Here is a 24,222-nt window from a genome sequence, read left to right as displayed (position 1 = left end):
CTAACTACTGACCACACACCACTCACTCCTAACCCGTGATTAAGTTATGAAATTTGCCTTGATCATTGACCCATTAGCGAAATTAGACCCAGGCCATGATACCAGTGTAGCTCTAATGGAAGCCGCTCAAGCTTTAGGCCATGAAGTTTGGGTAAGTGAAGTTCATCAACTATGTGTTATTAATGGTAAAGCCTACGCTATTTTACAAAAAATTGAGTTAACACCGGTTGAATTAGGGGAAAATCGTTGGGTTGCTGTGCCTAATTGGTATCATGTCGGTGAAGGGATGCTGACTAACCTAGAAGAGATGGACGCGGTGTTTATGCGTAAAGATCCTCCCGTTACCATTCAATATCTTTATGCCACTTACATCCTAACTCTCATTGATGAAAACAAAACCCTAGTCATTAATTCTCCTCGTGGGTTACGGGAAGCGAATGAGAAAATGTATACTTTGCAGTTTCATCAGGTGATGCCGGAAACGGTGGTTAGTTTGGATAAAAAAATTATTCGACGCTTTGTAGAAGAGAAGGGCGCGGCAGTTTTAAAACCTTTAGGGGGGAAAGCCGGTGAAGGAATTTTGTTTTTAGAACCCGGTGATCGCAATTTTAATTCAATCATTGAAGTGAGTACCAAACAGGGACAAGAACCGGTTATGGTACAAGATTATTTGCCGGCGGCAAAAGAGGGAGATAAACGTATTATTTTATTAAATGGTGAACCCATCGGTGCAGTCAATAGAGTGCCTACCGGAGCAGAATTTCGCGGCAATATGGCGGTAGGAGGAAGAGTAGAAAAAACCGAAATAACCCCCAGAGAACAGGAAATTTGTGCCGTAGTGGGGCCAAAATTACGGGAAGATGGCTTATATTTTGTGGGATTAGATGTGATTGGGGGATATTTAACCGAAGTCAATGTTACCAGTCCTACGGGGGTTAGAGAAATTGATCGCCTCAATAATGTTAGTTTGGGTAAACAAGTGATTCAATGGTTAGAAAATTCTCGCTAAATTTCTAGTCCTGTAGGGGACTGAGAAAATCTAAGCACAAAAACCTAGTCCGTCAAAAAAGAGCCTACTCTTTTAGAGAGAATTGTTAACGTTTGGTTACTCGTCCAAGAATCTACTTTTGGGTAGACACTGAGTCCAGATGAGTACATAAAATACCTGACCCTAGCCGCTCCTTGAGAAGCGATAATCAAGAAATAGCAAAGGTTTCAAGGATTATCATCTGCCGGCAAAAGCGGCTTTTCCTCTTGCTAAGGGAAGCAAAATTACTTCCCCCGGTACAGGAGTGAGAAAAGATTTTAATCTAATTTTTACAAGCAGAGGCAAAAGATCGAGCTAACCTAAAAACAAATCGGATCTTCAAGTTGGTAAGTTCTTATGAAACGAACCTTTGGCGTAATTGGTTTAGCAGTAATGGGTGAAAACCTGGCCCTCAACGTAGAAAGTCGCGGGTTCCCCATCGCTGTATATAATCGTACCTACGAGAAAACAGAAGAATTCATGAATACTCGGGGTAAGGGTAAAGATATCGTAGGCCCCCGTACCCTCGAAGAATTTGTTCAAGCTTTGGAACGCCCCCGCAAAATCCTAGTCATGGTTAAAGCAGGCGGGCCTGTAGATGCCGTCATTCAGCAACTAAAGCCCCTCCTAGACGAAGGAGATATGATTATCGATGGCGGGAATTCTCTTTATGATGATACCGAAAGACGCACCAAAGAATTAGAACCCACCGGACTGGGTTTCGTGGGAATGGGTGTTAGCGGTGGTGAAGAAGGTGCTTTACACGGGCCCAGTTTAATGCCGGGTGGTACTGAGTTCGCTTATAGAGACCTAGAACCCATCTTAAAGGCAATTGCGGCTCAAGTGGATGATGGCCCTTGTGTAACCTATATCGGCCCTGGTGGTGCGGGTCACTATGTGAAAATGGTTCACAACGGTATTGAGTACGGCGATATGCAGCTAATTGCCGAAGCCTATGATATCCTGAGATACGGCTTAGGTCTCTCTAACGAACAGTTGCACCAAATTTTCGCCGAGTGGAACACTACTGATGAATTAAATTCTTACTTAATTGAAATTACTGCTGATATCTTTAAACAGAAAGACCCTGGTACAAATGAGTATCTAGTAGATTTAATTCTCGACTCGGCCGGACAAAAAGGAACTGGGCGCTGGACAGTGCTAAGTTCTCTAGAATTAGGCGTTCCTATCCCCACTATCTATGCGGCGGTAAATGCGCGGGTAATGTCTGCTTATAAGGCTGAACGGGTAGCCGCTTCTAAAGAATTAAATGGTCGTCCGATTCGTTACGATGGAGATACTGCCGGCTTTGTCAATAAAGTTCGCGATGCTCTCTATTGTTCTAAGATGTGTTCTTATGCTCAAGGGATGGCCTTAATTGCTAAAGCCTCCGCCGAGTTTAAGTACAATATTAATCTGCCAGAAACCGCTCGTATTTGGAAAGGCGGCTGTATTATTCGCGCTGGTTTCTTAGATAAGATTAAGAAGGCTTATCTAGAAAATCCCAATTTACCTAACCTGTTACTGGCTCCTGAGTTTAAGCAATCTATCTTAGACCGTCAGGAAGCTTGGCGAGATGTGTTAATCTTAGCCAATAAGATTGGTATTGGTGTTCCTGCTTTCAGCGCCTCTTTAGACTACTTCGATAGCTATCGTCGTTCTCGCCTACCCCAAAACCTCACTCAGGCACAACGCGACTACTTTGGCGCTCATACCTATGAACGTATCGATAAGCCTCTGGGTGAATTCTTCCATACCGAGTGGGCAGGCGTTTCATAGTTGTTGATTTGATTCATTAAAGCTGAATTAATCCTTCGGGTGGGCAATAGCCCACCTTAATTGATGGTTTGACCTTTATTTGTCAGTAGGGAGACATCAATCAAGCTTACTCGGTTAAAAAATGTAAAATACCTGAAACTCTTTTAAGAAAGTCTATGGCCTAGGCGTAAGCAAGAGCTAACCTAAACACTGAACTTGACTTTTGTCGGCGGTACTTAGGAAAGGGGTTAGAGAGAGGTCAAAATTCAGGAATTTTACGGTTGTAAAAAAGCGCATATTGTTAAAATTTTCATAGAATTACTGAGGTCAAATAAAACTTTTATGACCTATGATCCAAGGGTCAATTATTAGAGGTTTATTTATGTCCCTCTATTTTACAGCTATTAATAATCAAGACAAACTCATTACAAAAATTTTCCAAAAACTTGAAGAAGAAAATAATATTTATATAGATAAATTTGTTGATACAAACGGGAATATTTATTATGAAGTATTGGATCAAGAAGAAGTTTATTTCATTGACCTGGTAAAACATTTAGAAAAAATGGTAGAGCATTTTTATCAAATGCCCGTGTTAAAAATTAAAGCAAGCCTAAAGAAATAAAGCAAGGATAGCAAGCGGCAAAGACTAATAACTATAGGAGTTACGCACTCCTGATTAAAAACGACGATTTTATGTCCTAAGCGAGCCTTGCGAAGGATCACGAAGAATCTCAAACCCTTATAATTTGGTTACGGTGCGTAAGTCCTAGACTAATGACCAATGACTAATGATTAATGACCAATGACTAATGACCAATGACTAATGACTACTGACCATTAACTCTTAAGAATAGCAAGAGATTGTTCTAACCTAACAGCCGCATCTTGCATCGCTTCGATTTCTGCAAGGGTCCAAAATTTGACCCCTTGACAATGATGGGCAATTAATAAACCCCATAAACCTTGACGATTTAACAAAGGAACCACTAAATTCGCTCTAACCTTTAAACTTCTTAAAAAATCCCGATGGCATACCGCTATGGATTCGTTTTCAATATCACTAATCGCCCGGAATCTGCCGGCTTGATACCAATCCGCATATTCTTGATTAAAACACTCATCCGGCCCTGCCATGCCCATAATGGAAAATTCCGGCTGACTGAGGGCTTCAAAAGTTACCTGTCCTTTCCAGCAACTGTAAAAATAGTACAAAACGACCCGATCCACCTCTAGCCGCTTTCTCAACTCATTCACTGTTTGTTGAACGAGGATATCTCTTTCTAAACTCTCGGTTAATCGTTGAATGAACTGTTCACGAGAAGGAGAACTTGACAACCGCCGAATGACAAAATATATTTGTTCATCTTGAGCCAAATGCCAGTGAGAAACATGGGTTTTATAAATTTTTTGACGATACTGTCTAAAATAGTTTCTAATGGTTTGTCTAGCTTCCTCGGGCGGCAAGGTATAGGTTTCTTCTACCCAAATCATTGAAGGCTGCTTTTCTGGTTTTTTCACTCTCGAGTTGAAAAATAAAAATGAGCAATCTAGTTATTTCCTGGATCTTAACCTTTAATCCCCAGCAGGCCAAGTAAAATATACAGTTGTGCCTTTACCATCTTGAGATTGAATAGAAATCTTGCCTTTTTCACTTTCAACGATTTTTTTCACTAGCGTTAACCCGATACCGGTATTTTCTATCTTCCCTTTGGATTTTAGCGTTTGAAACATCCCAAACACTTTTTCATGATATTCCGGTGCAATCCCTGGACCATCATCCGACACGGCAAACTCATAAAACTTCCCTTTTCTTTCGGCTTGAATTTTAATCGTTCCTTCGGGAAGATGATGATGTTTAATCGCATTTCCAATTAAATTAGTAAAAACTTGCTCTAATAGCACTCGTATTGTAGATATAGTTGGCAGATCAGGTTCAATTTCAATCATAAAGCCAGGAGGTGGATCTAAAGCAATAATCACTTCTTTTAATAATCCGTGTATCTCTACATTTTCTAAGTCCATTTTAACTCGTCCGACACGATAATAATGTAGAAGACCATTAATCAGTTTTTCCATTCGCAAGACTCGCCCTTGCATCAGTTCCAATTGATGTTGAGTTTCTTCGTTTAACTTATCTTCAAGGTCTTCGGCCAACCATTGAGAAATATTAGCAATGGCTCTTAGAGGAGATTTAAGGTCATGAGAAGCCACATAAACAAATTGATCAAGTTCTTGATTCCGCTTTTCTAAGGTTATATTGGTCTGAGTTAAAACTGTAGTCAACCTTGCTAATTCTTCTGTTTGTGCCCTCAAAGCTTCTTCGGCTTTCTTGCTTTCGGTGATATCAATCATCAAGCCGCGTAATTTTTGCACAATCCCTTGATCATTGTAAACCGGATAAACCTTATCACGAAACCAAATTATTTCTCCGGACGCAGTAATACAGCGATACTCAAACTCACGCCCTTTATTTGGATAATTTGTTTGAGAAGAATTTAGAGACGTGGTATGTAAAGTCTGTACTAAATTTCGATCATCTGGATGAAGAATATTAGTCCAAAAATCCGATTCTGATAGCCAACGTTCTACGGAATAGCCGAGTAAAAATTCGGCACTTTGGCTGACAAAAGTAAATTGAAAATTTTCTGCATCGGCTTCCCAAAAAATTACATGACCTAAGCCGTTAATTAAATCTCGAAAACGCTGCTCGGCTGATTCAGCTTTAATTCTAGCTAGTTTTTCTTTTTTAAATAATTCGTCTTTTTGCCGATTAGCCGCTTCTAATTGGGCCGTTCTTTCTATGACTCGTTGCTCTAATTTAGTATTGAGTAGCGCAATTTCTTCGGCTTGTTGTTTGACTTGGGCTGTTTTTTTAAATAACTCAACAAACACACTCACTTTAGCCAGTAAAACTTCTGATTCTACCGGTTTAACTAAATAGTCCACTGCTCCCAAAGAATAGCCCTTGAATGCTTGAGTCTCATTTTTACTATAAGCGGTCAAGAAAATAATGGGAACGTGACGCGAGCGCTCTCTTTCTCGAATCAGCATAGCGGTTTCAAATCCATCCATTCCTGGCATTTTTACGTCAAGGAGAATGACCGCAAAATCTTGTTGTAATAAACGTCTGAGAGCATCTTCTCCGGATGTTGCCCTGACAAGATTTTGACCGAGGCTATTGAGTATAGCTTCTAGAGCCAGTAAATTATTGGGATTGTCGTCTACCAAGAGGATATTAACTTTTGGTTCTGGCTGCATAGATTTTTACCATAAAAAATAAAAGGATTAAAAATGGAATTATAGTTATCTGCTGAACGGGAATTTTTTATAGATTAGTGATTAAAAAATGATGTCAACCGGCTCGATTTTTCACCTCTTTACTGGGAAAGCCGCTAGGAGTCAGAAAACTGATGTTATTCGTTGATTATGGGCAGGCAAATGGTTATAGTGGTTCCCTGTCCCACAACACTATCAGCAGTAATTTTCCCTCCGTGAAGTTCTACAAGACGCTTGCTAATGGCAAGACCTAAGCCTGTGCCTTCGCTGTGACGAGAGGAGTCAGAGCGGTAAAATTCTTCAAAAATGTGAGACAGGTCTTCTTGGCTAATCCCCATGCCGCTATCAGTAATTTTTATTAGCATTTGGTTTCCTGCGATATAGCCGCTAATGGCAATTTTAGGAGGATAACGTGAGTATTTAATAGCATTTTCTAAAATATTTAAAAGAGCTTGCAAAAGTCTTTCTGAGTCAACCTGTAATTGGAGATCAGGAATATCATTATCAATTTTTAGCCTCAAAGGAAATGTCCTTAACTCCATCGTTTGTACAGCCCGGTTAATCAAAGAACGAATACTCACAGACTGTTTTTCTAGCGGAGTAACCCCGGCCTCAACGCTTCCTAAATAGAGTAAATCTTGAACCAGCCGCGAGAGACGGTTAATTTCCTGTTGTGCTGTTTGAATAAAGCGATCACATAATTCGGGTTCAGAGATCGCCCCTCTTTCGAGAGCTTCTAGGGTTACTTTAACGTTACTTACCGGAGTCCGCAATTCATGAGAAACATTAGCCAGAAATGTTCGCCTTTTGCGATCTACCGAAGCCAGTAACTCACTCATTCGGTTCAATTCATCTGCTAATTGTCCTAGTTCGTCTTTCCTCAAGATATTTAATTTTTCTCCTAAATGACCATTGCCAAGACGGACTGCGAAATTACGCATCGCTAAAATGGGCTGTGCTAGACTATTAGCCAAGCAAGCACTAATAAAAGCACACAGGACAAAGGTTAGCAACACTGTCGCTAAAATCGTTATCCACAGAGAACGAAACTGACGCTGAAATTGCCCTAGAGTGAAAGACATCCGAATAATTCCCACACGACGACCATTCTCGATGATTGGACGTACAGTATATAGTCTGTCTTCGTCAGAGAGAACCCCTTTAGCCACTCCATTAACTGTTTGATTTGAAAGAGCTATTTTCATTCCTGGAATGTCTGACCAATTTTTTACTTGCCTATCTATGTCAGGAGCAGAAGTCGCCAATAGATGACCGTTAGCACTAAAAATCCGTAAGGTAATGGTGTCTGGTGCGCCATAGCGCCGGACTAAAGCGTCTATTTTGACAATATTATTCTTTCTAATTGCCTCCGTCACATCTTGAGTAAAATTAGTAGTCCAAATTTCTAACTCTGCCTGTTTCATTTTCATAAAAAACATATAAAAAGACCATAACAAATACCCACCGAGAAGGAATGTACCTAGTCCAATTAACACTAGATAAGTCGCTAGTAGTTTGGCATGAATAGAATTCCATCTTAAGGGCATTGATTTATATCTTTTAAAGGTCATTGGTCATTAGTCGTTAGTCGTTAGTCATTAGTTATTAGTCGTTAGTCGTTAGTCAGAGCGTTTTTCCGGTTTACTCTTTACAGTTTCTTTAGGGGACAAGCTTTGCGCCCCTATCTCCGGGTTCGCAATTTCTTTTATGGGTACGTCTGAGAATCGCTTCAATTCTTGCAATCAGTTCTCGGGTGCTAAAAGGTTTGGTTACATAATCATCTGCGCCAGATTTTAAGCCCCACACTTTATCCGCTTCATGATCTTTAGCTGTCAGCATTAAAATTGGTACATCAGAAAAAGCTCTAATACGCCAAAACAATTCTATTCCGTCCATCTCCGGCAATAATAAATCTAAAATAATCAGGTCTGGCATATTTTTAGCAATTAGTTTTAAAGCCGTTATTCCGTCGGCGGCTGTGGTTACTTTGTAGCCTTCTTTAATCAAATAAAAAGATAGACTTGCCAGCAAGGGTTCCTCATCATCAATTAATAAAATATGAAACATAAAATAGTTAGCTGTTATGAATTAACACTCATTATTGTTCAGTTAACAGTCATCAGTTATCAAGGGTTATAAATTGTTAACTAATAAGCTGTTAACTGTTAAATATTCAAGAGAGCCAAACCCGCAGGATGGAAAGTAATTGCTCGGTATCTACAGGTTTAGTGATGTAGTCTGAAGCCCCGGCATCGAGACATTTATCTCGGTCACCTTTCATGGCTTTAGCCGTTAGGGCAATGATGGGGAGTGAGTGAAATTGAGGAATTTTTCGGATAGTTTTCATGGTTTCATAACCATCCATTCCAGGCATCATCACGTCCATTAATACAAGGTCTATATCCGGTGTGTTTTGTAAATAAGCAATACCAGCCGCTCCATTTTCGGCGGGAATAACCTGCATTCTATGCCGCTCTAATAAACTGGTTAAAGCGAAAATATTGCGAACATCATCATCAACCACTAACACTTTTTTGTCAGCCAAAATATTGCCTATAGTATTGTGTAATTGTTTGAGGATGACTTGCCCTTGTTCGGGTAAATCCGACTGTTTTCGATGTAACAATAGAGCCGTTTCATAGAAAAGACTCATCTGAGAATCGGCAACTTTAATGTGAAGTGTATGACTTAAACGCTCGATGGCTAATTTTTGCGGCTCATTTAACTGGTTATTTTGAGCATAAATAACAATGGGTAATTCTCGGTTTTTCAAGCTTTGTAACTGTTCTTCAAAAACGGCTAAATTATCCATCGCAGGTAATTTCGCATCCAAGACAACACAATCTATTTTGTCTTGAGTATTAGAAATCCGTTCAATGCCTGCGGCTATAGTATTAGCGGTGTCAATTCTCACATCAGAACTGCCAATAATGTCCCGCAGGTCTGTTAAAAGTCCCTCATCATTGCTCACAAGGAAAAGATTCTTAACTGTCCGCTCAATAAATTGTTTGAGGTCAACAATAATTTGAGTGAGCTTTTCTTTAATCATGGGTTTTTGGTAATAACGGTAAGCCCCTAATTTTTGACCGCGATACCGTTCATCTTTAACCGACATAATAATAGCGGGAATATGTCGGCTATAAGGGTCATGTTTAATGCGATCAAGTACCGTCCAGCCACTATCCCCAGGCAGACAAATATCGAGAATTACAGCACAGGGGTGATGTTTTTGGATCATGGCTAATCCACTCGAACAACGCATGGCAATTAACCCTTTAAATCCTTGCTCCCGAACCACTTCTAATAACAGCCGCGCAAAATTGATATCGTCTTCTAAAATCACAATCGTGCGATCGCCAGGCGCAATATTGCTGCGGTCATCACTCCAAGCGAGTCCAACACTAGGTGCATTGATGAGGGGTTCTTCAGTAAATACTAAGTGTTCTCTGTATTGTGTCCCCCCGTTTCCGTCCCGCGTTTGGGGATCAATTTGAGGTACTGTAACCGTAGTAGCCACTGTCTCTACAGTGATGGGTGGATTGGGGTTGACGGGTTGTTTCAGCAGTGGGTTAAGCGAGGGAGCAATCAGAGGGGTTTGTGATATATTCTCTTGCTCTTGATTTTTAGCGAGATTGTTACTCGGTAAGGTGTGAGAAATCCCCAGATAAGTTTGAGGTAAATACAGGGTAAAGGTACTACCATAACCGAGGCGGCTAATTACCGTTATTTCACCTCCTAAGAGTCGGGCAATTTCTCGGCTGATAGAAAGTCCTAACCCTGTCCCGCCATATTGGCGGCTAGTGGTGCCGTCTGCTTGTTGGAAGGCTTCAAAAATGAGCTTCTGTTTTTCGGGTGCAATGCCTATGCCGGTATCTGTCACCGCAAAAGCTAACACTAACTCGGCTGAGTTTAAAATCTCATTATCTAAACTCCACCCTCTGATAGCCGGTTCTAACGATAAGCTTACCTGGCCTTTCGCGGTAAATTTAAAGGCATTAGAGAGTAGATTTTTCAAGACCTGTTGTAGGCGTTTTGAATCGGTATAAATCGATGAGGGCAGTCTTGGGTCAAAAATAATACTAAATTCGAGTCCTTTATCATGAGCAATTTGTCGAAAACTGCGCTCAATTTGATGTCTGAGGTCTTCGAGTTGCATTTGCTCCACTTCAATCGACATGGTACCCGATTCAATCTTCGCCAGGTCTAAAATATCGTTGATCAATCCCAACAAATCGCTACCCGAAGAGTAAATAGTGGCGGCGTATTCTACTTGTTTTGGAGTCAGGTTATTTTCAATATTATCGGCTAAGAGTTTCGCCAAAATTAACAAACTGTTGAGCGGCGTTCTCAACTCATGAGACATATTGGCTAAGAATTCTGATTTATAGCGAGAGGTAAGGGCTAACTGTTCGGCTTTTTCTTCTAGGCTGCGTCTTGCCTGTTCTATTTCGGCGTTTTTGCGTTCAACTTCTTCATTTTGTAACGACAGTAAACGCGCTTTTTCTTCCAGGGCTTCGTTCGTTTGTTGTAGTTGTTCTTGTTGTTTTTTGAGCAGTTCTTCGGAAGCTTTTAAAGACTGCGCTTGTTGTTCTAGACGCTGATTGGTTTCTCGCAGTTCTCCCTGTTGGGTTTGCAGTTCTTCGGCTAAAGATTGAGACTGTTTGAGGAGTTCTTCAGTTCTCATGGAGGCGGCGATCGTGTTAAGAACAATGGCGATACTTTCTGAGAGTTGATCAAAGAAGGTCAGATGAATTTCCGAGAATCTCTGGAACGAGGCCAACTCAATGACTGCCGTCACTTGTCCTTCAAATAATACCGGTAGCACCACCACATTATTAGGACTTGCATCGCCTAATCCGGAACTAATTTTAATGTAATCTTCGGGGACAGAAGTGAGTAAAATTCGTTCTTTTTCTAGGGCACATTGTCCCACTAATCCTTCTCCTAAATAGAAGCGGTTTGAGAGATTTTTTCGTTCTCGATAAGCATAGCTAGAAAGGAGTTTGAGATAAGTTCCTCGTCCGTCTCGTTCATCCATCAAGAAGAATACCCCATGCTGTGCCCCCACTAAAGAAGCGAGTTCCGAGAGAATTAATTTAGAGACGGTTTCTAAATCTCGTTGACCTTGCAGCATTCGGGTAAATTTCGCTAGATTCGTCTTCAACCAGTCTTGCTCGGTGTTTTTCTGGGTGGTTTCTCTTAGGTTAGCAATCATCTGGTTGATGTTATCTTTCAAGACGGCTAATTCTCCCTCAGCTTGTACCGAAATGGATCGGGTTAAGTCCCCTTTAGCTACCGCGATGGCTACCTCGGCGATCGCTCTTACCTGAGTGGTTAAATTAGCGGCTAATTCATTTACGTTATCTGTCAGGTGTCGCCACGTTCCCGACGCGCCCGGAACCTTAGCTTGTCCCCCTAATTTTCCTTCTATTCCCACCTCTCGCGCTACAGTAGTGACCTGATCGGCAAAGGTTGCTAGGGTATCAATCATCTCATTAATGGTATCTGCTAGGGTTTCAATTTCTCCCTTAGCATCTAGCATTAATTTTCGTTTTAAGTCCCCATTTGCCACCGCCGTCACCACTCGCGCGATCCCTCGTACTTGTGCGGTTAAATTCCCCGCCATCGAGTTGACATTATCGGTTAAATCTTTCCAAATACCGGCAACTCCAGTGACTTGTGCCTGTCCGCCGAGTTTTCCTTCGGTTCCCACTTCTCTTGCTACCCGGGTTACCTCAGAGGCAAAGGAAGAAAGTTGATCCACCATCGTATTAATGGTATTTTTTAACTCTAAGATTTCCCCTTTTACATCTACGGTAATCTTCTTCGATAAGTCTCCACTCGCCACTGCTTTTGTTACTTCGGCAATGTTTCTTACCTGCGCGGTAAGATTTCCGGCCATCGAGTTGACATTATCGGTTAAATCTTTCCAGGTTCCCGCTACCCCTTTGACATAAGCTTGAACCCCTAATTTTCCTTCGGTTCCTACCTCCCTTGCTACCCGGGTTACCTCAGACGCAAAGGAGTTAAGTTGATCCACCATCGTATTGATGGTATTTTTTAACTCTAAGATTTCCCCTTTTACATCTACGGTAATCTTCCTCGATAAGTCGCCATTTGCCACCGCCGTCGTCACTTCGGCAATATTCCTCACCTGTGCGGTTAATGAACTCGCCATAGAATTGACACTATCCGTCAAGTCTTTCCAGGTTCCGGCTACTCCTCGGACTTCTGCTTGAACCCCTAATTTTCCTTCGGTTCCCACTTCCCTTGCTACCCGGGTTACCTCAGAGGCAAAGGAGTTAAGTTGATCCACCATCGTATTAATGGTGTTTTTTAACTCTAAGATTTCCCCTTTTACATCTACAGTAATCTTCTTGGATAAGTCGCCATTTGCCACCGCCGTCGTCACTTCAGCAATGTTTCTCACCTGTGCGGTTAACGAACCCGCCATAAAATTGACACTATCGGTTAAATCTTTCCAGGTTCCGGCAACGCCTCGAACTTCTGCTTGTCCGCCTAATTTTCCTTCTGCGCCGACTTCACGAGCTACCCTAGTTACCTCACTTGCAAAGGAGTTAAGTTGATCCACCATGATGTTGATGGTGTTTTTCAATTCAAAAATCTCGCCTTTTACATCTACGGTAATCTTCTTAGATAAATCACCCGATGCAATTGCTGTTGCTACCTCAGCAATATTTCTCACCTGTGCGGTTAAATTCCCCGCCATCGAGTTGACACTATCGGTTAAGTCTTTCCAGGTTCCGGCTACTCCTCGGACTTCTGCTTGAACCCCTAATTTTCCTTCGGTTCCCACTTCCCTTGCTACCCGGGTTACCTCACCCGCAAAGGAGTTAAGTTGATCCACCATCGTATTAATGGTGTTTTTTAACTCTAAGATTTCCCCTTTTACATCTACGGTTATCTTCTTAGATAAGTCGCCATTTGCCACCGCCGTCGTCACTTCGGCAATGTTTCTCACTTGTGCGGTTAACGAACCCGCCATAAAATTGACACTATCGGTTAAATCTTTCCAGGTTCCGGCAACGCCTCGAACTTCTGCTTGTCCGCCTAATTTTCCTTCTGCGCCTACTTCACGAGCTACCCTTGTTACCTCACTGGCAAAGGAGTTAAGCTGGTCTACCATTGTATTAACCGTGTTTTTAAGTTCTAAAATTTCTCCTTTTACATCTGCTGTAACTTTTTTGGATAAATCTCCCATCGCTACGGCGGTGGTTACTTCGGCAATGTTTCTCACTTGTGCGGTAAGGTTTCCCGCCATCAGGTTTACACTATCGGTTAAATCTTTCCACGTACCCGCTACCCCTGGAACTTCTGCTTGTACGCCTAATTTCCCTTCGGTTCCTACTTCCCTTGCTACCCTTGTTACCTCACTTGCAAAAGAGTTAAGTTGATCCACCATCGTATTAACGGTGTTTTTTAACTCTAAGATTTCTCCTTTGACATTAACCGTAATTTTTTTCGATAAATCTCCTAATGCAATTGCTGTTGCTACCTCAGCAATATTCCTCACCTGGGCAGTTAAATTCCCCGCCATTTGGTTCACCGAGTCGGTTAAATCTTTCCAGGTTCCCGCCACGCCGGTGACTTCTGCTTGTACGCCTAATTTCCCTTCGGTTCCCACTTCTCTTGCGACTCTTGTTACCTCACTTGCAAACGAACTCAACTGAGCCACCATTGTATTAACGACGGTAGCTGTAGCCAGGAATTCGCCTTTTAGGGGTCGTCCTTCGATTTCAGTGGCGATGGTTTGGGAGAGATCGCCGTTAGCTACTGCGCGGATCACTTTAGCGGTTTCGGCGGTGGGTTGCACTAAGTCGCTAATGAGATGGTTAACCGAGTCAATACAAGCGGACCACGAACCCGACGCATTCCCTACATCGGCTCTTTGAGCGAGTTGTCCTTCTTTTCCTACGACGGTACTGATACGTTCTAGTTCTGCCGCCATTTTTTCGTTCATCTCAATAATTTCATTGAGAGTATCGGCAACTTTTCCCGCCATGCCGGTGTGATCGATGGGAAGACGTGCAGAAAAGTCTCCTTTTTTGACAGCCACTAGGGTTTTGAGAAGTTCTTGGAGATCTAACGTATCGTTGTTGTAGGTTTGCTGTGAATTAGACATTGCTGTTTTCGGCGCGAAGCTTACAGAGAAAGGTTGGGAGGAATAAAGAAGCAGATGATAGTCAATAAGGGCGAGTTATAAAAATTGAAGAATTAGGACACGCTCGTTAATCAAAAGGCACTCAGGCAAAAGGCAAGAGGAAAACGTCTTGAGCCTTATTTTGTTACTTGCCTACCCCTCGCGGTGTCGAAGGAACCAGCCTTTGCTGCCACTGCTATAAATCCAGATTTAACCCAAATTTTTTGGCCGATTTTTTGGCTTTCAAGTGCCTGCATTAGCCGCACTCGTTTACCTCTTTAGTTTGGGTTAGTAAAAAGGTTATAGCCTTTTTTTATAATGTTTCCTACTTTTGTAAAAAGGTTTAAAACTTGATTACAGTAGGGACTGGTTTATTATAACCTGTCTTTATCGACAAATAGTCACCATAACTGTTTGCCGTTTTTGTCATCTCTCTTGAGAAATGTTTACTACTTTTTTATATCTATCTATAGGAATAGTTATTATTGATAAGTCGTTAGTCGGTAGGTAACTACGCTTATCACCCATGAGTCATCATGTTACTTTTTGCCAGAGGGTCTATTCCCTATTTCCTATGCCGTGATAATTTCTTATCGGAATACCGGTACGGTTTTTAACATCGATTAGGGAACGATAAAACCCATTTTTAGCTCTTTCCGAGACGATTTTTTGAGCAATTTCGGGATGGATTCCACATTCTATTAATTCCGTTTCTGAATAAGCATTTAATCGTCTCCAAGAGCTATCTACTTCTTTGTGTAGATAATAGCCAAAACTAATTAACGGTTCGATTTTATATAAATAATTTTCTGGTATACCAGCGATTTCATGCAATTCTTCTAAATGAGTAAACATATAGCCTTCTTGACGAGCGGCTTCAATATCATTAGCATAAACAATGGGTAAACCCAGTTCATAAACCAACTCATCTTTAGAACAAGTATTAATATCAATTTGACCTTTTTTACTGGCGATTAAAGCGGCGGTTTTTCGATCTGCAATAGCATAACCCCTCGAAGACTCAGAAGAATTCGCTAGGGAGTGTGTTTGTTGGTTTAAATAAAAAGCTGTAGCTATTTGGGCTAACCAAATCACTAAAACTAACTGGGTTGAAGAACAAACTATAGCGGCTGCTGTAAATCCTATCCCTAACCCTATCAAATTTTGATTATTAATTTTTTTGCCTCCGTAGGCAATTGCTAATCCTCCAAAAATTGGGATTATAGATAACCACATCCAACCAGGCATTTTATAAGGGGAAAGATTAGACATTGTTTTTATATAAAATATTTTTTTATAAAGAATCTAAAAATTTACGTCTTTTTTGTTCATATTCTTCAGCCGTAATTATCCCAGAATCATACAGCTTTTTTAGGTCAGCCAAAGCCGAGATTTTATCTTTTGATGATTCGTTATTGTTGCCCGCACTATCACTCGGGGTTAAATACTGAGCATTATACTGAGCATTAAAGGCTTGATCTGACATAAATAATAGGAAGAAAAATTCAAAAAAGGCAATAATTCCTGGAATCATTGTCCAACAAAAAAGTAAATAAAAGACACCTGCCACATTTTGCCCTAAATAAAATTTATGGATACCGAACCAGCCGCCAAACCAGGCTAATACAATCGCTACCGCTCTATTTCTCATGGTTTTTTTCTCCCTACTTCATTTCTCTTTACATTTAGCTTTTTAGCTACTGGTTACTTTAGGAATTTTACGTTTATTTCTATTTATTATTTTAGCAACAAGAAAATAAATCAGCACTAAGCCAAAAGAAGATTCTAGTAAGACTAAGTATCCCCGCAAAAAGTAATTGAGATCAGTCTGTGAGTTACTAATAAAAACAAATGTACCCACTAGCAGGTAAGGAAGGAGACGTAACCACTGGTTTATTTTATTGCTCATGAGTTTATCACTGGTCTTTATTCTTGTTGGTAATCGATAATTTTTATTTTGTCAAGTTATTTAGCAAATTTTAATTAAAATTAACATGATTTAACTAGAAGCACTGGTGTAAAACCGTAAAGCAAAATTCCAGAAATACTTAGCGGCTAAAAATAAGCAAATCGCTAAAACTGCGGCTCCAATTATCCAAATAAATTGACTTCTTCCTAACATGGCTTCGGCTGGAATTGTCGTCAAAAACGCTACAGGAATAACAAAAGTAAAAAAGAAACGATAGGCAGCAGGATAGGCAACCATCGGATAACGTCCGGCTTCTAATAAACCGCGTAAAACTTCTGTTACATTATAAATTTTAACAAACCAAATGCTAGTTGCTCCCAGCATAAACCAGAGGCTATAAAGAATAATAATTCCCCAAAAAATTGGAATAGCACTCAATAAATAATTACTCAAGGTCAAGTGTAAGCGCGAACCCGCATAAAAAATCATAATTCCTCCAAAAAATAAATCCGGAAAACCCCAAGGAGAAATCATGCGAGTGGACAACCAAAACTGACTACTAATCGGCTTTAGTAAAACAAAATCGAGGGTTCCTTGTTGAACTTGATCGACAATTTTATTTAAATTAGGCACCAAAAAACTTGCTGATACACCTTGTAAAAAGGTAAACATTCCTAAGACAATTAAGGCCTCTTGCCAAGACCAACCCTCAAAAGTATAGCCGGTACGATAAAACAAAAATAAGCCGAACAAACTGCCGCACAAATTAGCTAAACTCGTAAGAGTAGCAATTAAAAAATTGAGACGATACTCTAATTCAGCAGCAATGGCGGTACTCCAAAACAGTTTTAAGATTTTAAAATATCGCTTCATTTTTGATTTTTAAAGGTTGACTGTTTAATTTTATTAGGCATCCATTCAAAAACAATACTCGCGCGAGTTTGTTTATCTTCTCTTGTATTTTGTTGCTCAATATCAGCCGCTAATCGAAAATTAGAAGTCAAAGCATACCCAGCACTAAAAGTCGTCCTACCTACCTCATTATAACCACCAGGAGAAACAAAACTTTGAGTCAGAGATAGATCTGCCGCACCATTGCGCGATAAAGGAAGCATCAGTTTTAAGCCTACGTTCACGCCATCGGTAGAATAATCATTATTTTGTACATAACGATAACCCACCACAGGAGCAATATTGACATAGCTACCGAGCGGCAAGACATAATATTGTACATCGGCTCCCACTGATTCCCAAGCTTCATTAAACGATGTTTGATAGTTTCCACTGACAGTTAAACCCGTATGGCCGATAAAAACATCCTCCACACCCAAATTAATGCCGCCTGAATCATCGTCGCCTTGAAATTGGGAATATCCTACCCGTAAACGAGTGCGAAAACTGGGGTCATGGCGAATATCATGGAGGACATTAGGAATTTTTTTTAGCCAGCGCTGTAAAACCGGACTATCCTTAATCGTTTGTGGACTAACATCTATAGAGTCTGGCGGCGGGGGTTCATTGGCTCGTACAGGAGTGATGAGCGTTAAACTAGAAGCGAAAACCCAGAATATCAAATAATGGGGTAATTTTATCATGATAAAGCTTTTTTAAATCTTAAAATTCGGCAACAGTTATTATTTTTAGCAATAAGTAGGCCCAGATAAATCAACTTTATCATGAATTAATTGTCTGACAGATTTAACAAGAAACTCTGACCATAAGGAGCTACAAGGAGCCGTGTTCATGTAACAATTTATGGAAGACCACTAAGAAACTGTTATCGCAAACGATTATGGCAGGTAAGATAAAGAAAGGTGCTTTGGTTCGTGTTGTTCGGGAAAAATTAGAAAACAGCCTGGAGGCGAAAGCGAGTGATAGCCGTTTTCCCTCGTACATCTTTGACAGTAAAGGTGAAATAGTGGATATAAAAGACGAGTATGCTTTACTCAGGTTTTATACCCCGACACCGAACGTCTGGTTACGCATCGATCAAATAGAACTTGTCGAATGAGCATTGGCTCATAGATAGAAACCATGACTAATTTATATGATTCGCTCCCTACTTGTCGCTCTCCCCAAGTTACTATCGTTGGTGCTGGTAACGTGGGGCGAACTCTAGCCCAGCGTGTCGCGGAAAAAAATCTGGCCGATGTTGTTCTTATTGATATTGTTGAAGGTTTACCTCAAGGGGTAGCTTTAGACTTAATAGAGGCCCAAGGAATAGAATCACACGATAGTCAGATTATCGGCACTAATAACTACGAAGATACAGCCGGTTCTGATATTGTCGTGATTACCGCCGGTTTAGCTCGTAAACCCGGCATGAGTCGGGATGATTTATTACAAGTTAACGCCAAAATTGTCTACGAAGCCGCTCAAAAAGCGGTTAAACAGTCTCCTAATGCCGTGTTTATCGTCATCACTAACCCCTTAGACGTGATGACCTACTTAACTTGGAAAGCCACCGGACTACCCCATCAACGAGTTATGGGAATGGCAGGAGTGCTTGACTCCTCGCGTTTGCAAACCTTCATTGCTATGGAGTTAAAAGTCTCTACTGCCGATGTCACCACAATGGTTTTGGGGGGTCATGGAGATTTAATGTTGCCGTTGCCTCGTTATTGTACCGTTAGCGGGGTTCCTATCACTGAATTGATGGATGCGGCAACCATTGAGCGCTTAGTAGACAGAACTCGCAACGGTGGCGCAGAAATCGTTAAATTGCTGCAAACTGGCGGGGCTTATTATGCGCCGGCTTCTTCGGCTTCTCTGATGGTTGAGTCTATTATACGCAATCAATCTCGTCTACTCCCCACAGCCGCCTATTTACAAGGACAATATGGGTTAAATGATATTTATCTGGGTGTTCCTTGTCACTTGGGATGTCGAGGTGTAGAAAAAATCTTTGAAGTGAATTTAACCGAGGAAGAAAGAAGCGCTTTACACGTCTCGGCTGAATCAGTTCGCGAGAATTTAAAAATAGCCTTAGCTGGTGTAGGGCTAACTCCAACAACGGTTGGATAATTTAACAGATTAGATAATCTACAATAGGTAATGGGGAATCATTTTTCGCTCATTACCTATTATTTTATTAACTCGGTTTTTTATAAAACTAATATTGACAAAAACTGAAGGCTGATGTTACTTAAATATGACCCACGCCTATGTTTACCCTCTGCGGAGGATTTACCCGACTCCGATGATACGCCTGTGGATAACGAACTGCAAGACCTAATTCCGGGTTTATTAAAAGCCATCTTAGCCCTACTTTGGCCAGATCGAATGGATTGGTTTTTTGGGGTGGACATGGGCATCTATTACGATCCAGAAGAACCCGCCATCGTTCCTGATGGGTTTCTAAGTATCGATGTTCCTCGTTTTATTGATGAGGACTTACGTCTGAGTTATGTTCTTTGGGAAGAACAAAAAATTCCTATTTTTATTTTAGAGGTCGTCTCTCACAAGCGGCGAGGAGAGTATTCTAAAAAGAAACTGTTTTATGCTGAGATGGGGGTACTGTATTATGTCATTTATAATCCCCAAAGACGCAAAAAACAAACCCTAGAAGTTTATCGCCTAGAAAATGGGCAATATAGTTTACAGTCAGGTCAACCGGTTTGGATGCCAGAAATAGGGTTAGCCATAGGGGCAGAAAGAGGCACTTATCAAGGGATGACCCGAGAATGGTTATACTGGTATGATGCCGCCCGAAGCCGCTATCTCACCCCAGAAGAACGAATACAACAAGGAAGACAACAAGGAAGACAACAAGGAAGACAAGAATTGATTTTACAGCAGTTGCGGCTAAAACTCGGTCAACTTGAGTCATCCCAAGAAGAACGCATCAAACAATTGAATATTAGCCAGTTAGATCATTTAGGTATAGCACTCTTAAACTTTTCAACTGTTGAAGATTTAGGAGATTGGTTAAACACGGGAAAATAGACATTAGTCATTAGTTATTAGTCATTAGTCAATTTTTTATTCCCTACTTTTTATTTTCACCGTTAACTTTATTTAAAAAAGACCCGCTTAGATAATGCAGATCATTAACAAAATTCTTGAAATTGAAACTGATGACAACATTGGGATTTACAATGTTACTCCTCAAATAAAAGATCTTCTAGCCGAGACAGGAATAAAAAACGGTCAAGTCTTAGTGAGTTCTCGTCATACCACTACTGCATTAACCATCAATGAGTATGAAATCAGATTGCTAGAAGATATTAAAGCTTATCTGAGAAAATTAGCCCCAGAAAATGAGCAATATTTACACAATGATTTGCATTTAAGAGTTGTGCCGCCTGATGAACCGATCAATGCACATTCTCATCTAATGGCTATGACAATGGGCAATAGTGAAGTGATTCCTATAGTCGAGGGAAAATTGGGGTTAGGGACTTGGCAATCTGTGTTATTTTTGGAGTTAGATGGCCCAAGAAAACGAACTTTAAGCGTTCAATTAATGGGAATATAAAAGAGAAATTGAGCTTAAAATTTTGATGGGCATTTGCCCACCGGATAATTAAATTGTTCCTAAGCGATTTAACGGCCAAAAACGCCAAACGGCACGGCCAATCACGTTAGTTTCTGGGAGAAAGCCCCAAACATGAGAATCGTTACTATTATTACGGTTATCTCCCATAACTAATAATTTGCCTTCAGGAACTTTTACCGGCAACAAATTATAGTGGGGGGGTTCAAAAATATAATCTTCTTTAAGCGGCTGATCATCGATATAAACTACCCCTTGTTGCACCGCAATAATATGGCCCGGCGTGCCAATAACTCGCTTAATAAAAGCTTGTCCTTGATCATAACCTTGTTGTTGTAATACTTGAGGCGGTTCAAAAACGACAATATCGCCGCTTTGAGGCGGATGAAAACGATAAGAAACCTTTTCTACCACTAAGCGATCACCGGTTTCTAGGGTAGGAAACATGGAGTCGGAAGGAATATATCTCGGTTCAGCGATATAAGCCCGAATAGCAAAAGCTAAAACTAAGGCTATGATTACAATCTGCACATTTTCCCAAGTTGATTTCCAAAATTGAGATTTTTCTGGGGGCTGAATTTTAGGTTCGCTTTTGGTTTCTTTTAAGTTTTTTTCCTGAGTCATGTTAATTAGATAGGGGATAAGGCTTGACAAATTGTCAGTAGAAAGACAATTCAATGATTTAGCTGTGCTTTTGCCTGTTTCCAAAAAGCTTCCAACTCTTCTAAGTTATATTCGTTTAGAGGGCGTTTTGCCAAGGCTTCTACCTTTGAAAAGCGTCGAATAAAGCGATGATTGGTTTCCTCTAAGGCTTCAGAGGGATCTAAGCCATACCAACGCGCGATATTAATTAAAGTAAACAACAAATCACCTAACTCGGCACTCTGATGAGTTTTATCATCGCTTTGTAATGCTTCTTTAAATTCGCCTAATTCTTCTGAGAATTTTTCCCACACACCCTCTACATTTTCCCATTCAAACCCGACGGCGGCGGCGGAATGAGAAATTTTACTTGCTGCCATCAAAGGCGGTAAACTACGGGCATAACGACTGAGTTGGCTACTCACTAACTGAGACTGTTGAGGGGTTTCTCCTTTTTCGGCGGCTTTAATTTTTTCCCAATTCTGGCGAACAGCTTCAGCATCCTCGAGTTGTACCTCTCCAAAGACATGAGGATGGCGGCGAATGAGTTTTTGAGTAATTCCTTGCGCTACATCTTGAAGGCTAAAGTGTCCGTATTCGCTGGCAATTTGCGCTTGTAACACCACTTGTAAGAGTAAGTCCCCTAATTCTTCGGCGATGCGGGTTTGATCTTCGCTTTTGATCGCATCAACCACTTCATAAGCTTCTTCTATGACGTAAGGGATAAGGGTTTGGGGGGTTTGGGCGAGGTCCCAAGGACATCCACCATCCGGTGATCTTAATTTGGCTACGACTTCGATCAAATGATTTAATGCTTCTAATATGGCTTGGTAAGTCTGATTTGTCGTTCCTTGGGAATGGGACATATCAATCAAAATACAACAGTTAATGGTTATCCTGATTGTATTCTATTTCTCGTTGACCCAGACGAGCGACAGCCGCAACTCTCCTGTATAGGATAACCCCTTATCCGCCTTTAAATCAATTAATCAAGCAATCATAGTCTATTTTTGGGTTTTTTTGGGGGGCTTTTTCCGCTCTTTTTGCCCTTATTTTTCCTCTTAGCCTGATTCATGCGTTTATAAGCCGAACCCAACCAATCACTGATAGAATGACTCATTGCTCCTAATTCTAGCCCAACGAATAGGGCGATCACTTCTTGGGAATATTCCCCTTTAACCGAATAAATAACCTTTTGAACGAATATGTGCCAATTCCAATCAAACCCTAAGAATAATTGAGTGATCGCCACTGCTGGTATAGCGATTAATAAAATTAAAGTGAGTAAATAGATAAGTCTTACCACAGTCCCAAGCAAGAAGCCATGAGAAAATAGGGAACGATGGCGCAAGCATTTCTGATAGGGAAGCCAGATAATACTCAATTTACCCCAACGTTGAAATTGTCTTGAGTAAATATCGAGATCAGGCCCAAACATTAACCCACTGAAGAGAAACCCACTAGCGGCGATCAGGGTTAATTCTCCGTTACCCGTCAGCAGGTAAGAAAGTCCGATGATCCAGGGGAGACACCAAAGAGTAATGCGATCGTGAGTCCGACCAGAAGGCATGAAAAAAAATGTTTGCTTTTTTTTTAGTTTGTGTTATTATACATAAACGTGAGAACAAACGGGCGGTTAGCTCAGTGGTAGAGCGCCTGCCTTACAAGCAGGATGTCATAAGTTCGACCCTTATACCGCCCATTTTCAAGAAAAGCATAAATTTCGACCATTCTAGAACTAAGCTTCTAGAAATTTTTTTAAATCGCGCTTGACTTGGCTATAGTTTAAAATCCTTACAGGATAAACAAGTAGAAATTTATCGGCCCTTACAAGCGGCTGAAGTGTTAAAGTCTCCTCAAACCCTATCGGGCGAAAGTGTTTTACCAGGGTGGGTTTTAGATTTAGAAATGATTTGGTAAACGGGTTTTACTCGTTGATAATTTCTTCAAGAGAAAAGGGGGGTGTCTCGGGTATTCTGTTAATAGGAAAATTATCCATAGCTGCTAAAATTTTTACGCTACTTTTATAACAACTCAAAAACACTTCATCTAGATAAGACCGTAAACTAGGGCTATCTTGTAATAATACTAAAAGTTGATATTTTTGTTCTGTGACCGTTATCTTCCAGCCTCTTTGGTTGTATTCTCTTTCTTCATCCCAAAACATTAATTTCAACAAATGTTCGATGATAACAACTAATCTAGTTTTTAATTCACGTTTTTCACTTCTCCCCATAGCGGCTATCTCTTCTAATAAATTTTCTAAGTCTAATTCATCGAATTTTCTATTTTTAAGGAGTTCATGAGTTTCTTCTATCCATAAATAAAAATCTTGATCGTATAGCTGTGCCATAATTAGATGTCCTATACTAGAATTAATGTATATTATAGCTAAAAAAAGAAAGATGAAACCCCTTTATGAGCAAGATTTTTTACTTTGGCTAGAAAAAACAGCTTATTTACTAAACCATAAACAATTTGAAGAATTAGATATAAAGAATTTAGTAGAAGAAATTGAAAGCATGGGGAGAAGTGAAAAACAAGAACTAGAAAGCCGCTTAACAACGATTATTGAACATTTATTAAAATTGATTTATTGGACTGAGGAACTAGAGTATAATTCCAGAGGTTGGCGAGGTACAGTGATTGAACAAAGGCGGCAGCTTAAACGGTTGTTGAAAAAAAGTCCTAGTCTTCAATCTTATTTAAATGAAATGTTTTTGGAGTGTTATCAAGATGCCAGAGAAGATACATTACAAAAATATGAGTTACCTCAAGAAATGTTTCCTACTGTTCCAGCTTTTACGGTTGAAGATATTTTGAATTCTGAATATCTGCCGCCTAAAAGTTGAATAACGCCTGCCGCCCGCACCCTGAAGGGTGAGGCTATACGAACAAAGCCTGCCTACGCAGGCTTTAATAGTGTATAATATTATGTTTAGGTATTAATT

Annotated in this window: 22 protein-coding genes and 1 tRNA gene; 9 read left to right on the top strand and 14 right to left on the bottom strand. The window is 40.5% G+C overall.

Translation table 11 applies throughout. From position 1 onward, the window contains the following. Positions 1–46 precede the first annotated feature (46 nt). The 3 genes from gshB (at position 47) to CYAN7822_RS14740 (ending at position 3,410) form a co-directional block, all read left to right on the top strand. Positions 47–1,009, top strand: coding sequence for a glutathione synthase (gene gshB / locus CYAN7822_RS14750; RefSeq protein WP_013323066.1), 963 nt, complete (start codon positions 47–49; stop codon positions 1,007–1,009). Positions 1,010–1,384: 375 nt separating this feature from the next. Further along, positions 1,385–2,806, top strand: a complete 1,422-nt coding sequence (gnd, locus tag CYAN7822_RS14745; RefSeq protein ID WP_013323065.1) for a decarboxylating NADP(+)-dependent phosphogluconate dehydrogenase — start codon at positions 1,385–1,387, stop codon at positions 2,804–2,806. A 361-nt stretch (positions 2,807–3,167) separates the two neighbouring features. Next, positions 3,168–3,410, top strand: coding sequence for a hypothetical protein (locus tag CYAN7822_RS14740; RefSeq protein ID WP_013323064.1), 243 nt, complete (start codon positions 3,168–3,170; stop codon positions 3,408–3,410). Between the two features lie 215 nt (positions 3,411–3,625). Here CYAN7822_RS14740 and CYAN7822_RS14735 read toward each other — a convergent pair whose 3' ends face one another. The 10 genes from CYAN7822_RS14735 to CYAN7822_RS14690 all read right to left on the bottom strand — a co-directional run bounded on the left by CYAN7822_RS14735 (position 3,626) and on the right by CYAN7822_RS14690 (position 17,729). Continuing rightward, positions 3,626–4,306 carry a GAF domain-containing protein gene (locus tag CYAN7822_RS14735; RefSeq protein ID WP_245602573.1) on the bottom strand — a complete coding sequence of 227 codons (681 nt, stop codon included), beginning with the start codon at positions 4,304–4,306 and terminating at the stop codon, positions 3,626–3,628. Positions 4,307–4,360: 54 nt separating this feature from the next. Next, positions 4,361–6,046 (bottom strand): ATP-binding protein, encoded by a 1,686-nt coding sequence (locus tag CYAN7822_RS14730; protein ID WP_013323062.1) that lies wholly within the window; start codon positions 6,044–6,046, stop codon positions 4,361–4,363. A gap of 155 nt (positions 6,047–6,201) precedes the next feature. Next, the gene (locus tag CYAN7822_RS14725) at positions 6,202–7,635 is read right to left on the bottom strand and encodes a sensor histidine kinase (protein ID WP_013323061.1); all 1,434 of its coding nucleotides are present in this window, start codon (positions 7,633–7,635) and stop codon (positions 6,202–6,204) included. 88 nt (positions 7,636–7,723) lie between these two features. Beyond that, on the bottom strand, positions 7,724–8,131 hold the full coding sequence (locus CYAN7822_RS14720; protein WP_013323060.1) for a response regulator transcription factor: 408 nt from the start codon (positions 8,129–8,131) through the stop codon (positions 7,724–7,726). A 106-nt stretch (positions 8,132–8,237) separates the two neighbouring features. Next, entirely contained in the window at positions 8,238–14,207 is a 5,970-nt protein-coding gene (locus CYAN7822_RS14715) for a HAMP domain-containing protein (protein ID WP_013323059.1), read from the bottom strand. A 576-nt stretch (positions 14,208–14,783) separates the two neighbouring features. After that, positions 14,784–15,497 carry a helix-hairpin-helix domain-containing protein gene (locus CYAN7822_RS14710; RefSeq protein ID WP_013323058.1) on the bottom strand — a complete coding sequence of 238 codons (714 nt, stop codon included), beginning with the start codon at positions 15,495–15,497 and terminating at the stop codon, positions 14,784–14,786. A 22-nt stretch (positions 15,498–15,519) separates the two neighbouring features. Beyond that, entirely contained in the window at positions 15,520–15,876 is a 357-nt protein-coding gene (locus tag CYAN7822_RS14705) for an NINE protein (protein WP_013323057.1), read from the bottom strand. A gap of 42 nt (positions 15,877–15,918) precedes the next feature. Continuing rightward, entirely contained in the window at positions 15,919–16,134 is a 216-nt protein-coding gene (locus tag CYAN7822_RS14700) for a hypothetical protein (RefSeq protein WP_013323056.1), read from the bottom strand. A gap of 90 nt (positions 16,135–16,224) precedes the next feature. Then, positions 16,225–17,007: an ABC transporter permease gene (locus CYAN7822_RS14695; RefSeq protein ID WP_013323055.1), complete on the bottom strand. Its 783-nt coding sequence runs from the start codon at positions 17,005–17,007 to the stop codon at positions 16,225–16,227. Next, complete coding sequence (locus tag CYAN7822_RS14690; protein ID WP_013323054.1) at positions 17,004–17,729, bottom strand: hypothetical protein; 726 nt, start codon at positions 17,727–17,729, stop codon at positions 17,004–17,006. The genes CYAN7822_RS14695 and CYAN7822_RS14690 overlap by 4 nt, the downstream gene beginning before the upstream one ends. A gap of 197 nt (positions 17,730–17,926) precedes the next feature. Between CYAN7822_RS14690 and ndhO the strand changes: the two genes are divergently transcribed. The 4 genes from ndhO (at position 17,927) to CYAN7822_RS14670 (ending at position 20,611) form a co-directional block, all read left to right on the top strand. After that, positions 17,927–18,145 carry an NAD(P)H-quinone oxidoreductase subunit O gene (ndhO, locus tag CYAN7822_RS14685; protein ID WP_013323053.1) on the top strand — a complete coding sequence of 73 codons (219 nt, stop codon included), beginning with the start codon at positions 17,927–17,929 and terminating at the stop codon, positions 18,143–18,145. A gap of 23 nt (positions 18,146–18,168) precedes the next feature. Next, a complete protein-coding gene (gene mdh / locus CYAN7822_RS14680) occupies positions 18,169–19,158 on the top strand; it encodes a malate dehydrogenase (RefSeq protein ID WP_013323052.1) in 990 nt (329 codons plus the stop codon). Positions 19,159–19,272: 114 nt separating this feature from the next. Next, positions 19,273–20,079: a DUF4351 domain-containing protein gene (locus CYAN7822_RS14675; RefSeq protein ID WP_013323051.1), complete on the top strand. Its 807-nt coding sequence runs from the start codon at positions 19,273–19,275 to the stop codon at positions 20,077–20,079. 94 nt (positions 20,080–20,173) lie between these two features. After that, the gene (locus tag CYAN7822_RS14670) at positions 20,174–20,611 is read left to right on the top strand and encodes a secondary thiamine-phosphate synthase enzyme YjbQ (protein ID WP_013323050.1); all 438 of its coding nucleotides are present in this window, start codon (positions 20,174–20,176) and stop codon (positions 20,609–20,611) included. 48 nt (positions 20,612–20,659) lie between these two features. Here CYAN7822_RS14670 and lepB read toward each other — a convergent pair whose 3' ends face one another. From lepB to CYAN7822_RS14655, 3 genes are all read right to left on the bottom strand, one after another. After that, complete coding sequence (gene lepB / locus CYAN7822_RS14665) at positions 20,660–21,253, bottom strand: signal peptidase I (protein WP_013323049.1); 594 nt, start codon at positions 21,251–21,253, stop codon at positions 20,660–20,662. A gap of 50 nt (positions 21,254–21,303) precedes the next feature. Next, positions 21,304–22,137 (bottom strand): nucleoside triphosphate pyrophosphohydrolase, encoded by an 834-nt coding sequence (mazG, locus tag CYAN7822_RS14660; protein WP_013323048.1) that lies wholly within the window; start codon positions 22,135–22,137, stop codon positions 21,304–21,306. Positions 22,138–22,268: 131 nt separating this feature from the next. After that, the gene (locus CYAN7822_RS14655; protein WP_013323047.1) at positions 22,269–22,841 is read right to left on the bottom strand and encodes a metal-binding protein; all 573 of its coding nucleotides are present in this window, start codon (positions 22,839–22,841) and stop codon (positions 22,269–22,271) included. A 60-nt stretch (positions 22,842–22,901) separates the two neighbouring features. On the opposite strand from CYAN7822_RS14655, the gene CYAN7822_RS14650 reads away from it, so the two are divergent. Beyond that, positions 22,902–22,973, top strand: a tRNA-Val gene (locus CYAN7822_RS14650). 225 nt (positions 22,974–23,198) lie between these two features. Here the strand turns inward: CYAN7822_RS14650 and CYAN7822_RS14645 are convergent. Continuing rightward, entirely contained in the window at positions 23,199–23,624 is a 426-nt protein-coding gene (locus CYAN7822_RS14645) for a DUF29 domain-containing protein (RefSeq protein ID WP_013323046.1), read from the bottom strand. A 52-nt stretch (positions 23,625–23,676) separates the two neighbouring features. Between CYAN7822_RS14645 and CYAN7822_RS14640 the strand changes: the two genes are divergently transcribed. After that, on the top strand, positions 23,677–24,123 hold the full coding sequence (locus CYAN7822_RS14640) for a DUF29 domain-containing protein (RefSeq protein ID WP_013323045.1): 447 nt from the start codon (positions 23,677–23,679) through the stop codon (positions 24,121–24,123). Positions 24,124–24,222 lie beyond the last annotated feature (99 nt).

The sequence above is a fragment of the Gloeothece verrucosa PCC 7822 genome (genome assembly GCF_000147335.1).
In the GTDB taxonomy this organism is placed as follows: domain Bacteria; phylum Cyanobacteriota; class Cyanobacteriia; order Cyanobacteriales; family Microcystaceae; genus Gloeothece; species Gloeothece verrucosa.
This window is presented reverse-complemented; position numbering and strand designations above follow the sequence as displayed.

Excerpts from the sequence above, each read along its gene's own strand:
- gshB (WP_013323066.1), top strand. The coding sequence starts at position 47 with ATGAAATTTGCCTTGATCATTGACCCATTAGCGAAATTAGACCCAGGC.
- gnd (WP_013323065.1), top strand. The coding sequence starts at position 1,385 with ATGAAACGAACCTTTGGCGTAATTGGTTTAGCAGTAATGGGTGAAAAC.
- CYAN7822_RS14740 (WP_013323064.1), top strand. The coding sequence starts at position 3,168 with ATGTCCCTCTATTTTACAGCTATTAATAATCAAGACAAACTCATTACA.
- CYAN7822_RS14730 (WP_013323062.1), bottom strand. The coding sequence starts at position 6,046 with ATGCAGCCAGAACCAAAAGTTAATATCCTCTTGGTAGACGACAATCCC.
- CYAN7822_RS14725 (WP_013323061.1), bottom strand. The coding sequence starts at position 7,635 with ATGACCTTTAAAAGATATAAATCAATGCCCTTAAGATGGAATTCTATT.
- CYAN7822_RS14720 (WP_013323060.1), bottom strand. The coding sequence starts at position 8,131 with ATGTTTCATATTTTATTAATTGATGATGAGGAACCCTTGCTGGCAAGT.
- CYAN7822_RS14715 (WP_013323059.1), bottom strand. The coding sequence starts at position 14,207 with ATGTCTAATTCACAGCAAACCTACAACAACGATACGTTAGATCTCCAA.
- CYAN7822_RS14710 (WP_013323058.1), bottom strand. The coding sequence starts at position 15,497 with ATGTCTAATCTTTCCCCTTATAAAATGCCTGGTTGGATGTGGTTATCT.
- CYAN7822_RS14705 (WP_013323057.1), bottom strand. The coding sequence starts at position 15,876 with ATGAGAAATAGAGCGGTAGCGATTGTATTAGCCTGGTTTGGCGGCTGG.
- CYAN7822_RS14700 (WP_013323056.1), bottom strand. The coding sequence starts at position 16,134 with ATGAGCAATAAAATAAACCAGTGGTTACGTCTCCTTCCTTACCTGCTA.
- CYAN7822_RS14695 (WP_013323055.1), bottom strand. The coding sequence starts at position 17,007 with ATGAAGCGATATTTTAAAATCTTAAAACTGTTTTGGAGTACCGCCATT.
- CYAN7822_RS14690 (WP_013323054.1), bottom strand. The coding sequence starts at position 17,729 with ATGATAAAATTACCCCATTATTTGATATTCTGGGTTTTCGCTTCTAGT.
- ndhO (WP_013323053.1), top strand. The coding sequence starts at position 17,927 with ATGGCAGGTAAGATAAAGAAAGGTGCTTTGGTTCGTGTTGTTCGGGAA.
- mdh (WP_013323052.1), top strand. The coding sequence starts at position 18,169 with ATGACTAATTTATATGATTCGCTCCCTACTTGTCGCTCTCCCCAAGTT.
- CYAN7822_RS14675 (WP_013323051.1), top strand. The coding sequence starts at position 19,273 with ATGTTACTTAAATATGACCCACGCCTATGTTTACCCTCTGCGGAGGAT.
- CYAN7822_RS14670 (WP_013323050.1), top strand. The coding sequence starts at position 20,174 with ATGCAGATCATTAACAAAATTCTTGAAATTGAAACTGATGACAACATT.
- lepB (WP_013323049.1), bottom strand. The coding sequence starts at position 21,253 with ATGACTCAGGAAAAAAACTTAAAAGAAACCAAAAGCGAACCTAAAATT.
- mazG (WP_013323048.1), bottom strand. The coding sequence starts at position 22,137 with ATGTCCCATTCCCAAGGAACGACAAATCAGACTTACCAAGCCATATTA.
- CYAN7822_RS14655 (WP_013323047.1), bottom strand. The coding sequence starts at position 22,841 with ATGCCTTCTGGTCGGACTCACGATCGCATTACTCTTTGGTGTCTCCCC.
- CYAN7822_RS14645 (WP_013323046.1), bottom strand. The coding sequence starts at position 23,624 with ATGGCACAGCTATACGATCAAGATTTTTATTTATGGATAGAAGAAACT.
- CYAN7822_RS14640 (WP_013323045.1), top strand. The coding sequence starts at position 23,677 with ATGAAACCCCTTTATGAGCAAGATTTTTTACTTTGGCTAGAAAAAACA.